This is a genomic window from Cyclobacterium qasimii M12-11B, from assembly GCF_000427295.1.
GTDB lineage: Bacteria > Bacteroidota > Bacteroidia > Cytophagales > Cyclobacteriaceae > Cyclobacterium > Cyclobacterium qasimii.
This window is the reverse complement of record NZ_ATNM01000142.1, coordinates 18,402-31,424: the sequence shown is the minus strand read 5'-3', so window position 1 is coordinate 31,424 and position 13,023 is coordinate 18,402. Positions and strand designations below refer to the sequence as shown.

10 protein-coding genes are annotated in these 13,023 nt (G+C 40.2%); 2 read left to right on the top strand and 8 right to left on the bottom strand.

Translation table 11 applies throughout. The features are described 5' to 3' along the window. The first annotated feature begins 1 nt into the window (after position 1). Together ADICYQ_RS18130 and ADICYQ_RS18125 are read left to right on the top strand one after the other, a co-directional pair. Positions 2-1,459 carry a DUF1501 domain-containing protein gene (locus tag ADICYQ_RS18130; RefSeq protein ID WP_020891757.1) on the top strand — a complete coding sequence of 486 codons (1,458 nt, stop codon included), beginning with the start codon at positions 2-4 and terminating at the stop codon, positions 1,457-1,459. A 38-nt stretch (positions 1,460-1,497) separates the two neighbouring features. Beyond that, positions 1,498-3,639, top strand: a complete 2,142-nt coding sequence (locus tag ADICYQ_RS18125; protein ID WP_020891756.1) for a c-type cytochrome domain-containing protein — start codon at positions 1,498-1,500, stop codon at positions 3,637-3,639. 28 nt (positions 3,640-3,667) lie between these two features. On the opposite strand, the gene prfB is transcribed toward ADICYQ_RS18125, so the two are convergent. The 8 genes from prfB to ADICYQ_RS18085 form a co-directional block, all read right to left on the bottom strand. After that, positions 3,668-4,772, bottom strand: a protein-coding gene (gene prfB / locus ADICYQ_RS18120) for a peptide chain release factor 2 (RefSeq protein WP_146948397.1) whose coding sequence is annotated in 2 segments (ribosomal slippage) — positions 3,668-4,711 and positions 4,713-4,772 — 1,104 coding nt in all. Because the reading frame shifts where the segments join, the coding sequence is not laid out codon by codon here. Positions 4,773-5,065: 293 nt separating this feature from the next. Continuing rightward, positions 5,066-5,581 carry a hypothetical protein gene (locus ADICYQ_RS18115; RefSeq protein ID WP_020891754.1) on the bottom strand — a complete coding sequence of 172 codons (516 nt, stop codon included), beginning with the start codon at positions 5,579-5,581 and terminating at the stop codon, positions 5,066-5,068. Positions 5,582-5,623: 42 nt separating this feature from the next. After that, entirely contained in the window at positions 5,624-6,691 is a 1,068-nt protein-coding gene (locus ADICYQ_RS18110; RefSeq protein ID WP_040417027.1) for a branched-chain amino acid aminotransferase, read from the bottom strand. A 6-nt stretch (positions 6,692-6,697) separates the two neighbouring features. Continuing rightward, entirely contained in the window at positions 6,698-7,246 is a 549-nt protein-coding gene (locus ADICYQ_RS18105; RefSeq protein WP_020891752.1) for a cob(I)yrinic acid a,c-diamide adenosyltransferase, read from the bottom strand. Between the two features lie 15 nt (positions 7,247-7,261). Beyond that, positions 7,262-7,978 (bottom strand): ABC transporter ATP-binding protein, encoded by a 717-nt coding sequence (locus ADICYQ_RS18100; protein WP_020891751.1) that lies wholly within the window; start codon positions 7,976-7,978, stop codon positions 7,262-7,264. 78 nt (positions 7,979-8,056) lie between these two features. Continuing rightward, positions 8,057-10,834 (bottom strand): tetratricopeptide repeat protein, encoded by a 2,778-nt coding sequence (locus tag ADICYQ_RS18095; protein ID WP_040417025.1) that lies wholly within the window; start codon positions 10,832-10,834, stop codon positions 8,057-8,059. Beyond that, positions 10,834-11,121: an Asp-tRNA(Asn)/Glu-tRNA(Gln) amidotransferase subunit GatC gene (gene gatC / locus ADICYQ_RS18090; protein WP_020891749.1), complete on the bottom strand. Its 288-nt coding sequence runs from the start codon at positions 11,119-11,121 to the stop codon at positions 10,834-10,836. The genes ADICYQ_RS18095 and gatC overlap by 1 nt, the downstream gene beginning before the upstream one ends. Positions 11,122-11,625: 504 nt before the next feature. Next, positions 11,626-12,993 carry an NfeD family protein gene (locus ADICYQ_RS18085; RefSeq protein WP_040417023.1) on the bottom strand — a complete coding sequence of 456 codons (1,368 nt, stop codon included), beginning with the start codon at positions 12,991-12,993 and terminating at the stop codon, positions 11,626-11,628. Between the last annotated feature and the right edge of the window lie 30 nt (positions 12,994-13,023).

Sequence of the window (13,023 nt, the reverse complement as noted above, 5' to 3'; positions counted from 1 at the left end):
TATGGAAAAAGAAATTGTAGAAAATGGATTAAATGAAAACAGGAGGAAGTTTCTATCCAAATTAAGTCTTGGGCTAGGTAGTGTTGCCCTTGGCTCTCTTTTAATCCCGGACCTCTTAACTGGAAATGCCCAGTTAGACACGGACAAATTAATGGCAGCCGTACCTCATTTTGCACCTAAGGCGAAAAGGGTTATTTACATGTTTCAAAACGGAGCTCCAAGCCAATTGGAATCTTTCGATTACAAACCAATGCTTAACAAAAGAATTGGGGAAGAACTTCCAGATTCGATTCGGCAAGGGCAGCGGCTAACCGGTATGACTGCAGGACAATCCTCTTTCCCTTTGGTTGGCTCAGCTTATGGATTCAATCAATATGGAAAATCAGGGGCTTGGGTGAGTGATCTTTTTCCTCACACCGCTAAAATTGTAGATGATATTTGTATCGTAAAGTCTATGCACACGGAGGCCATTAATCATGACCCTGCGCTTACTTTCTTTCAAACAGGAGCCCAAGTAGGAAACCGACCAAGTATGGGGGCATGGCTAAGTTATGGTCTTGGAAGTGAAAACAATAATTTACCGAGCTACTGTGTGCTTTTGTCAAGAGGAAAAGGAAATGGGCAGGGAGTTTACTCCAAGCTTTGGACCAATGGATTCCTGGAATCAGTACATCAGGGCGTACAATTTTCCAGCGGTGATGATCCTGTGCTTTATCTCAATGATCCTGAAGGCATGAACAAAATGGACAGGCGAAGGATGCTGGATAAAATTGCAGCACTTAACCAAATCAACTACAAATCATTTGGTGACCCTGAAATTAATGCCAAGATCCAACAATATGAAATGGCTTACAGGATGCAGACGGCGGTTCCTGAAGTGACAGATGTAAGCAAAGAACCAGACAGCATCGTCAAGCTATACGGACCTGAATGCCTTGTTTCCGGCACCTATGCAGCGAACTGCCTACTGGCAAGAAAACTCTCTGAAAATGGCGTCAGATTCATACAGCTATATCACCAGGGATGGGACCAGCATGGGAACCTACCAAATGAAATGGCCATGCAGGCCAAAGACACAGACCAGGCTTCTTCTGCTTTGATCACCGATTTAAAACAAAGGGGCTTATTGGATGAAACCCTAGTCATTTGGGGTGGAGAGTTCGGAAGGACCAATTATTGCCAAGGAAGGTTTTCTGCGGACAACTACGGAAGAGACCATCACCCCAGGGCTTTTTCCATGTGGATGGCTGGCGGAGGCGTAAAACCTGGAATCACTTATGGAGAAACCGATGAACTTGGCTATAACATCATCAAAGACCCGGTACATGTACATGATTTTCACGCAACCATGCTACATCTCCTGGGAGTAGAGCATGAAAAACTCACCTATAGACATCAGGGAAGAAGATACAGGCTTACAGATGTTGCCGGAAATTTAGTCAATGGCATCCTGGCCTAACAATTTAAACCCTTGGTAAAAAATCGATTTCCCCTTTTATGTTAACATCCAAATTGAAGGCCATACTGGGCCAGGTGCTTTTTACAGTGAATGTCTTCGTATTGTTCTTAGTGCTGGCAGAAAGCCAAGTATTAATCCCTGACTGGCTCCATGTATTCGGCAGGCTGCACCCTTTATTGCTTCACTTCCCTATAGTAATCATCCTTTTTGCTATATCATTGGTAGCTATTCCGGAATTACTAAAGAAAAAAGAAGACAGCCACACTTATGGCACAGACCTCTTACTTATAGGAGCGCTTACGGCGGGTTTCACAGTCATCGCAGGGCTCTTGCTGTCTCATGAGACTGGATATGTGAAAGAAGCGCTTTTCTGGCACAAGTGGACAGGTTTGGGCGTCTTCTGGGGATCCTCTTTATTGTACTATTTCATCGACAGTCAAAAACACCTGGTGATCAAAATAGCTGCCTCATTCCTGGCATTGATTGTCATCTTATCAGGTCATTTGGGTGCCTCCATTACCCATGGTGAAAATTTCATAACTGCTCCTATAGAAAACAAAGATGTGGTGGTCGTAAGTTTGGAAGAAGCAGAAGTTTTCCCACACCTGATCTATCCCATTATCGAAAACAAATGCCTCAGTTGTCATAAAGCCTCCAAACAAAAAGGAGAACTGAGAATGGACACCCCTGAAAACTTATTGAAAGGTGGGGAATCAGGACCGGCCGTTGAGCCTTTTGATCTGGAAAATAGCCTGATGTCCCATAGGATAAATCTTCCTGAAGACAATGAAGACCATATGCCTCCAGAAGGCAAACCACAGCTTACCGAAGAGGAAATATCAATTTTAGACGCTTGGATTAGCTCAGGAGCCATCACTGATAAAAAGGTTTTAGCGCTTTCTGATACTAGTAGCATTTACAAATTGGCTGTTGAGAAATTTGCAGCTGCTCCAAAAGTCTATGAATTTGATGCTGTTTCTAATGAAAAATTAGAAGGCCTCAATAATTTCTACAGAAAAATACAACCTCTGGGAATCGAATCCCCAGCCCTATCTGTCAGTTATTTTGGTCGTGCGAATTTTGATCCTGCCTCCCTGGCTGAGCTTTCCGAAGTCAACGTGCAGACGGTTTCAATTAATTTAAACAACATGCCTGTTAAGGATGAAGATTTGGCTTCACTCAGTTCATTCCCTAACCTTGAAAAACTTTATTTGAATTTTACTGATATCAAAGGACAAGGCTTACAGGCTTTAGTTGGTTTAGAGAATCTTTCTTTACTTTCACTCTCTGGTAGCAATTTAACAGATGAGGCGGTAGAACCCTTATCTAAACTTAAGAATGTTAAAAAGCTCTTTCTTTGGAATACGGGTCTCTCTAAAGAATCATTGGAAAAAATAATGACTGCCTTGCCTCAAACTACCATTGAAATAGGAACGGAGGAAAAGTCAACCTTACTGATGTTAAACCCACCAGTAATTCGTTTTGACAAGGCGTTTTTCAAAGACAAGCTTGAAGTTAAACTCACCCATCCAATTGGTACAACGAGCATCTACTACACCTTGGATGGGACAGAGCCCGACAGTAGTAATTTCAAGCTTTATGAAAAGCCTCTGCAAATAAAAGAGAATGTAACTATCAAAGCCAGGGCATTTGCGGAAGGCTGGATAGGCAGCAGTGTATCAGAAGCTGAATTTATCAGCGCTACCATCAGCCCTTCTTCTTATGAAATGATATTCCTTCCAGAGGACAGGTATAAGGGAGATGGTGAAAAAAGCCTCTTTGATAAAAAGAAAGCCATTCCCGATGTATGGAACCTTAATTGGCTAGGGTTTCTGAATAACCCACTTGAAATAGAGATGGAATTTGAAGCGCCCACAGATATTTCCTCCATGGCCATCTCACTTTGGCAGAATTTAGGGTCAAGGTTTTTCCCTCCTCAAGAGGTAGAGATCTGGACAAGGCCTAACACCGGCCAGGACTGGAAACTTTCAAAGTCCTTCCGTCCAAAGGCACTTCAAAAAGAGGATGATTCTTTCCTGCGTCAGGTCCAAATACCCTATGCTGAAAAAGGAGTACAATACCTCAAAATAATTGCAAAACCGCTAGAGAAACTCCCTTCCTGGCACAGTTCATCAGGAAAAAAAGCTTACCTGATGGTAGATGAAATCGTATTGAATTAAAAAAGGCCTGAAAATTCAGGCCTTTTATTTAATCTTTATCTTTTACTTCCTCTTCGCTTTGGGCCAAAAGGTAGGACTTAATAAATTCATTTAGTCCGCCATCCAGCACCGCCTGAACATCTGAAGTTTCATGAGCTGTTCGAGCATCTTTCACTAGTTTATAGGGATGCAGCACATAGTTTCTGATTTGTGAACCAAAATCTATCCTCATTTTACCAGATTCCACCTTGGCTCTTTCGGCATTCCTTTTCTCCATCTCCAGTTGATACAACCGAGATTTCAACATTTGCATTGCCTTTTCTCTATTCGCTAATTGTGAACGCTCTATTTGGCATACCACTACGATACCGGTAGGTTTGTGCGTTAGTTGAACTTTGGTTTCTACCTTGTTTACATTTTGCCCACCTGCTCCGCCAGAACGTGAGGTATGCAATTCTATATCCGCAGGGCTTATATCAATATTAATGGTATCATCTACTACAGGATAAGTATAAACAGAGGCAAAAGAAGTATGGCGTCTACCCCCACTATCAAAGGGGGAAATTCTTACCAATCGATGAACCCCACTTTCAGATTTCAAAAACCCGTAAGCAAGTGGTCCTTCAAACTCTAAAGTAGCAGACTTAATTCCTGCAACTTCACCTTCTTGAAGATCTACCTCTCTAACTTTATAGCCATTTTTCTCTCCCCACATGATATACATACGAAGAAGTATTGAGGCCCAGTCATTGCTTTCAGTACCTCCGGCACCTGGATTGATCTCCAACATGGCGCTGAGTTGATCCTCTTCACCACTTAGCATCTTTTTCAATTCCAAGTCCTCTACGAGCTTAAGGTACTTGTCAAATTCAACATCCAATTCTTCAGCCGAAACTTCTCCAGCATTGTAAAACTCCATCAGCACTTCCAAATCCTGAATACCTGTATCGATGGTTTCATATTGTGAAGTCCAAGCCTTACGGGATTGAATTTGCTTCATCATTTTTTCCGCCTCTTCAGTATCATTCCAGAAACCTGGCTGTGCTGAAATGGCTTCAAACTCTTCTATTTCTGATTTCTTACGATCGTAGTCAAAGATACCTCCTCAAGGCCGTTACTCGGGCCTTCAAATCTTTCAATTGATCTGATGTCATAATGTTTAATTTATTTATTTAAAATGCAAATTTGCTTAATTACTACTCAATAACCAATTTAAACGTGGATTATGCTATAGTAATAAATGTAGAAGGTACAATCCTTAGAGAATCAGCAAATTGAATAGGGGACCAACTTCACAAACTTTTTCTAACGAACAAATTGTAAAATTAATAGACTTTCTTAGGGCAAAAAAACCTAAACAAGTCTCCTGGGAGTCAATGTTTAAGCAACTATTCAATACCGTGAGCGGGTTATCTTTAAAAGCAAAAACACACCATTACCCTTTTCTTTACTCTAACTTCACATCAGTGATTACCATTAGTTTTCTCTTCCCTCCTACTTTGAATTTCTTGTACCTTAAGGATTTAATTAAAATCCCGGCGCCTATCAATGCTGCGGAAGTTACCCAAACACCAGTACTGTAATGGATAGCCCCATCCTCAGCCAGGCTATTTATTCCGCCTGCAAGCAGCAATAAAGTACCCCCTGCAATAGGAAGCAGCGTTAAATTATTTAAGGTTTGATTTCTCTCATCTTTATATCTAATGTCTATGGCCTGGATTTGCTTCAAGCTCAGGACATTTTCCTTCAATGCGATGTAATCTTTTTCAATTTCAACAATTACGTCCTGAATGTAGTAATCATTGCCTTCTTGCAAATAGATAAAAGCATCCCCCACTTCATAGGTGATGCGTGATTTTTGATTGGCGCCTTTTTGCAGGGCCAAATAATTCTGGGCGTATAAATTACCCTGAACCAGACAAAACAACCCAATTAGGACAAAAACCCTGGTAAGTACGCGCATAAGCTAATTGAAAATCAAAAACCGATTAAAGGTTGAAATTTCTTAATACTTCATTATCCAGTTGTATTTGTCTGGAACTTTTCCATATTTGATATTGTCCAGGGCTTCCAAAATCTGGACAGAAAACGCATTGGGTGAAACATCTGGTAAATCATAGTCCTTGCCATGTATATTTATCAACCTGATAAAGGCTACAGTAGCTGCAGTACCAGTACCGAAAGCTTCTTCCAATTTCCCGGAATTAAGTGCTTCTTCGAGTTCTATTACCGTTAAAAACCGTTCTTCTACAGGCATTCCCATCTCTTTGGCCAGGGTCAGAATACTGTCTCTGGTTATTCCTTTGAGGATAGTTCCTGTGGTAGTAGGCGCCGTTATCAAAACTCCATCTATAACGAACATCACGTTCATGGTACCACTCTCTTCGATATACTGATGAGACTTACCGTCCGTCCACAACAATTGATCGTAACCGTCTTTTTGAGCTTTAAGTGCAGGATAGAGCGAGCCAGCATAATTCCCAGCAGCTTTGGCAGCACCAGTACCTCCTTCTATAGCTCTTGCAAACCTGGTCTCCACTTTTACCGCTACAGGTTTAGCGTAATACTTCCCTACTGGAGAAGCCAAAATCATAAACTTGTATTTTTTTGAAGGTCTAATCCCTAGGTAATCATCCGCTGCAAACACAAATGGTCTTAGATAGAGAGAGCATCCTGCCTGCTCGGGGACCCATTCTCGATCTACCTTTAACAATTCTCGCATTCCCTCCATGAAAAATTCCTTTGGAACTTCGGGAATACACATTCTTTTAGCAGATTCATTAAGTCTTTGCTGATTTGCATCACCTCTGAAAACCAAAATCTCGCCATCTTCATTCCTATAGGCTTTCAATCCTTCAAAAACCGATTGCCCATAATGCAAGGTTGCATTCGCAGGGTTAAGCTGAAGCGGTGCATAGGGCACTACCATCGGGTTTTGCCATTCTCCATCTATGTAATCTGCCACAAACATGTGGTCACTAATAGTCTGTCCAAAAGCAAGTTCATCGAAATTAGTAGTTGCCAGTTTTGATGTTGAAGCCTTAGTTACAGTTATATTTAATGTCTTATCCATATCTACTTACTCACCTGGATGCCAGGTGATTTCATTTACATTTAATTCCTTTGCCAATTGTCTTCCTAAAACGAACAGAAAATCTGAAAGCCGATTAATATATTCCAACAATATTTCATCCACCGGAGAACTATCTGATAACAAAACCATTGATCTTTCGGCCCTTCTACATACTGTACGCGCAATGTGTGCCGAAGAAACCACTGGATGTCCCCCAGGGATAATAAAATTTTTTAAGGCAGAAAGGTTTCCTTCCATTTCATCAATCTTCGATTCTAGAAAAAAAACATCCTCCCCTTTTATATCAGGAAGCTTTACCGCCTTCTTTTCAGGATCACAGGCCAAAATAGCACCAATAACAAAAAGTCTATCCTGAACTTTATAAAGTATCTCTGAAATGGTTTTGCTAGAAACCTGATCTCTCAATAATCCAATATTTGCATTCAATTCATCGATGGTGCCATAGGCATCAATCCTTAAATGCGATTTTTTAACTCTTGTCCCTCCAAAAAGAGATGTATTGCCTTTATCTCCCGTTTTGGTATAAATTTTCATTTAATCTAATTTGGTTCACACAGTTGCTCTATCCACTACGGTAGGATTCGGATTTCTTTCATCAGACTCTACAAGTCCATCCCTAAGCCGAATCACCCGATGCGCATAATGGGCAATGTCATCCTCATGGGTAACCATAATGATGGTATTCCCTTTTTGATGCAATACATGAAAAAGGTCCATTATTTCATAGGAAGTTTTACTATCCAAATTTCCCGTAGGCTCATCCGCCAAAATGATACTGGGATCATTTACCAAAGCACGGGCTATGGCTACCCTTTGCCTTTGTCCACCAGACAATTCATTGGGTTTGTGATGAATACGATCATCCAAGCCAACACTTTTTATCGCAAGAAAAGCCTTTTCCTCCCTATCTGCCTTGTTATATCCTGCGTAGATCAATGGCAATGCCACATTTTCTAAACAAGTAGCACGAGGGAGTAAGTTGAAAGTTTGGAAAACAAAACCGATCTCCTTGTTTCTTATTTCTGCCAACTCATCTTCAGTCATGTCACTTACATCCTTACTATTCAAGATGTATTGCCCGGCACTTGGAGTATCCAGACAGCCGATAATATTCATCAAAGTTGACTTCCCTGACCCAGAAGGCCCCATAAAAGCCACATACTCACCTCTATCCACCTTAATGCTAACCGATTTCAGTGCTTGCACTTCCTCAGTCCCCATTCTGTAAACTTTACGTATTTCCTTGGTTCTGATTATTTCTGGCATAGATTGGGATTTAAAATGTGAAGATAGGGTATATTGCTCAAAAACAGGAATTCAGCTTGTTAAATTATACCAAAGGGTTTATAGGAATTTCAGCTGTAATTCAGTCAAGTCATCTTGACTAATCCATTCACCCATAAGCCTTAGATTAGCACTTGCATATTGATCTAATCCAATTATACGACAATATCTCACTAACGTTACCCACAATATTGGATCCTTATTAAATTGACAGGCTCCTTGTAGCATTTCGTACCGCTTCTCATCATCCTTCAATTGATTAACCTTTGCCAAAACCAAAGGAGTTAAGTAAGGGTTAAGGCCTTCTCCTTCATTCTTTTCAGTAGCTTCATCACTTCCCAATTTCACAGCTTGGAGAAAATTTTCCAAATAAAAATTCTGTCCAGTGGCTTTTTCGTAATTTTCAACCAGCATAAGCATGCTTTTAATCTCCTCTTCACTTAGCCAATGTGATTTTTTCTGTAAAATTTCTTTGGCAAGAATGCCTTTATTTACATTGTTTTCTAGGGAATCCAAGGAAGGGAGTAGTTCTTTCCCAAGCATGCCAGGCAAAGTCGCCAAGGTTTTATAGAGCTGTACAGTATCATTGGACAATAACTCCCCTGAACTATCAAATTTCATCCAATCTGGAAAATTCACTTTTTGGGTCCCAGAAATAAATACTGCTTCCTCTTCCATTTTCCCGAAATACAAATACGGTAAATGAGATGGAGTAAACATAGAATAGTCCTTAAAGCTTGCCTGCTTCCATTCAATCGCTGCTTTTTCAAAATCTCCCTGTTCAGAAAGCACCCAACCAGCAAAAGCATGGTAAAAACCTGCATCCTGACTAAACCTAAAAGCCATTCCGTTTAAGTGTTCTAGTAATAGCTTAATGTCTCCTGTTTTATATTTAAAAATCAGGCCAGATTCTTTTAAATTTTGTTCTATAGAAAGTGGGAGATCTTCATTCATTAACATTGAATCGATTTGAGCTCCAAAGTCAAATCCAGAAGTGCCTTCACGACTATTCGTTAGGTAATTTCTTATCAATGATCTTCCTATCACATCATTTTCAAGATCCTCACTATTTGGATCAATATCGAAATGCGTGGTAGCTAACCCCTTATTATCCGCTGCCAAAAGATTGATTTTATTCTTCAGCCCTTGTGCCAGGTTATTTTCATCCTTCAAAGGCACCTCATGGGCGATCATTACTCCTGTGGCATTAAGAATTCTCACCTCCTTAAACCCATCCATTTTATCCAACGTAGTTAAGGCCTCTTTCGGAAGATTCATTCTATGGTAGATCAGGGCCAGGTTATTGGCTAAGTAGGGATTCTCAGGATAATATTTCAACCCTTCTTCCAGGTAAAAAACTGATTCATTGGACCTGGACCACTTTTCTAACAACCAACTCAATAGCAAAATATCAGTTACCTGTGGGTTTTGTTCAAAACTTCGCTCCAATGTTTTCAGGGCCAAAGTGGGTTGATTCTGCTCCAGGTAGATATTGCTCACTGCGTAAAGTGCTTTGTCATTTGCCCGGTACCTATCGAAAGCATTTTCGTAAAGAACGGATGCCTCTACAGGCCTTTTGGTTGTATAATAATAATCCGCCGACAGTTGTGTAGACGAGGTACTGAACTGTATAGCTATTATCCCTTGCGCATAAACCATAAGAATCAACACGGCAATAGTCCCTCCTAGCCTCATGTGGAAATAAGGGAAAAAGGGAGGATTGTACATTATCTTTTCAATGGCATTTCCACTATTTATGATGGCCGAGAAATTTACCCAGATGTACAGTGCAAACAGCAGACCAAATCCCAACTGGCTATAAGCAAACACATGGTGCAAAAAATCCACCATGGGCGTATTACCAGATAGTTCAGCTTTAAAAAGAACCAGTAAACTGATAGCAAAGCCACCTAAATAAAAGGCTTTACCTATCCAGGCTTCGCTAAAAGTCTGGTGATAATATTTTATTTTAAAGTGTATATCCAAAAAGCCAATTACACCAATCAAAACGAGTAAAATCTGGAAAGGTGGCAATGGCCACATGATCCAATCACCGGTAGCTTCCAGAAAAACCAAGGCCATCAATCCCAAAAACAAAGTTGAAATAATGGCAAAGTGCCAGCCGATTTTGATGCCAATATCCCGGTTCAGCTTGGACAAAACCAAATAAGTACCTGAAACGAAAGCGTGCCCCGTATAAAGGATAAAACCGCTGGCCATAACCAGGGCCATCAAAAATATATTTTCAGAAAACAAATAAGTTGGAGAAGGTGCTTGAGCAAAGTAAATCAATACGGCTAAGCCCAGAATACCCATTCCTATAATCAAAGTCATCCTGAATCTTAATGACAGGTAATTAAAGAAGAGGCGAACAATAGCTGCAGGAGCCAAAAGAAAAAGCAAACAAATGGCCATGGCATAATTGGTACCTACTCCACCAATATTCAAGCTATTCACCCCACTAATGCTTAACAACAGTATCAACAAGCCTGCTCCAATCAAAAAAGCCTGTCGTTTCAGCAATGTTATTAATACAATAAAAAATAACAAAAGTGCCCATACACTAATCCCCATCACTTGGGTTAGGGCCGGATAAGTGATTGGTGGCACAGCAAGGAATTGATCAAAGAGAAGGAAATTTTGCACTTCCAAATCAAGAAACCCAGAGGCCGACAAGAATTTACCCAATGGAACATTCACCCCTTCAGAGAGGGTTAAAAGTTCAATCGACTGAAAAGAACTCCCCGATATGACTATCCAAAGCAGTCCAGCCCCGGAACAAATAAGTACAACCAGAAAGATAAAAAAAAATGAGCGCTGCCAAATTGACCAGCGCATTACTCCATAACTTTTGGAACGCGGAAATAATCAGAATCTCTTTGAGGAGCATTCTTCAAGCCTTTTTCGTGATCTAGATGCGCCCCAACTTCGTCTTGTCTCATGATGTTTTCTTCAGAAGACATGGTAATCAAGGGCTCCACATTGCTGGTATCCACCTCATTTAGTTTTTCTACCCAGTCCAAGATTTGAGTCATATCAGCCGTCATTTTTTTCGCGCCGTTTTCGTCAAACTCAAGCCTGGCCAGGTGAGCAATTTTTTTAAGGGAATTGATATCTAGTTTCATGAAATGTCTTTTTTATTCACTAATGAATTATTGTCTTTGTCAAGTTGCCCTTGTATAACACTGAAACATTGGCACTTAATCTATTTTAGTACTTTAGGCCTACATCCTTCTACGAGAATCGGCGCATGTAGGATTACTTTTATTGGCTTGTAGCGCAACAAAAACGCCCCATTCTCTGACAAAATTAAGGGATTGTAAGATAAAGTGACAGGAATTCTTGGAATTTGTTTATCCAAAGCCAATTTAATAGTCCACACTTAATCTTAAACATTCTTGGAGGGCAGTACAAATAGCAGTTTTGACCAAATTCAATTTAGTTTTTATTTTCTCCCTGTACCCCCTAGGTTAGGTATAATATTGAAACCAATATTACAGGAAAGCATAGAACTATTAAACCCTTAAAATGAAAACCAATCTGTAAAAGTTGCTTTTGACTCTCGAATTAAGTGAAATCAAAACGCATCCCTGAAGATGCAGGTTTTTCCTTTCTAAGTAAAAATAAGGCTAGGCCTCTATTTTTTTTATTCTCAATGAGGTACCCTCAGTACTTATGACCTTTATTTTCTCTCCCCTGTCAATGAATTCACCTCTGGAGTAGGCATCATACATCTCATCATCAATGATCACTTTTCCACTTGGCATCAAACGGGTATGAGAAACGCCAACTTTCCCAAGTAAATCCTGAGAATAGGAAGTAGATGTATAGCCATCAGATTTCTGCTGGGTATCTGCTAATGAGATTCTACTAAAGCTTTCCCATTGATTGATTTTTGGTGTAAGGGTAAAAATCAAAACAGTGGCAATTGTAGCCGCTAAAATTACCGTTAGTAAAGCAGCAAAAAGTTTTCCAGAACTTACGAAAGTGAAATCAAACTGCTCATTTGGCAGCATCCCCATCGTTAATCCGGAAAGGATACAGATAATCCCCAGGATTCCAAACACGCCAAATCCTGGCACCACAAATATCTCCAAAGCCAATAACACTATCCCAACTATAAAGACCACCAACTCCCAATTACTGGCAAGTCCTGTCAGGTAATAAGGTATAAAATAAAGTATTATGGCTATTGCACTTGCAGCAAGCGGAAAACCTATACCGGGTGTTTGAATTTCAAAATAAATTCCAGCAAATATGATTAAAATTAAAAAGCCACTTACCGCCGGATTAAGAAACAAAGAGATAATGTCTTCGGTAGCGGAGGGGGAATAATTGTAAATTTCATAGTTATCAAACCCAAACCGTTCTACAATTTGCTCAATGGAAGAGACTTCAGCCTCACAAAAGCCATTTTCTAAAGCTTCTGAAACTGAAAAGGTAATGACTTCACCTTCTTTAGACACACCTTCCACTTCAATGTTTTCATCTACCATGGCTTCCGCAATTTTAGGATCTCTTCCCCTTGCCTCTGCAGTGCTCCTCATCATGGAGCGCATATAAGATTGGTATTTGTCAGGCGCAGCTTCACCTGACCCTCCCATCACCACGGTGGCTGCTCCTATGCTCCCACCCTTTGCCATATAAATACTATCACATGCAATAGAGATCAAAGCACCTGCGGATGCAGCATCCTTATCTATAAAAGAAACGATGGGAATTTCAGATTCCAAAAAGAGCGTTCGAATATCATCAGCATCGTTTACTGCCCCTCCATAAGTATCCATGTGAACGATAATTAATGCCGCTTTTTTCTCCACGGCATCGTCCATAGCCATTCTTACTTTCCTATTCATTCTAGGATCTATATCATCCTTCATTTCAAACACATAAACTGTTTGAAGAGAGTCTTCAGATGCTTCAGATTGTGCTTGCGCAATTGGAGCCCCTATTAAATACAATAATATATAGAGCGTTAAACCAAACGAGAATTTCATTTTAAATACCTGTTTAATATTTATGATTGA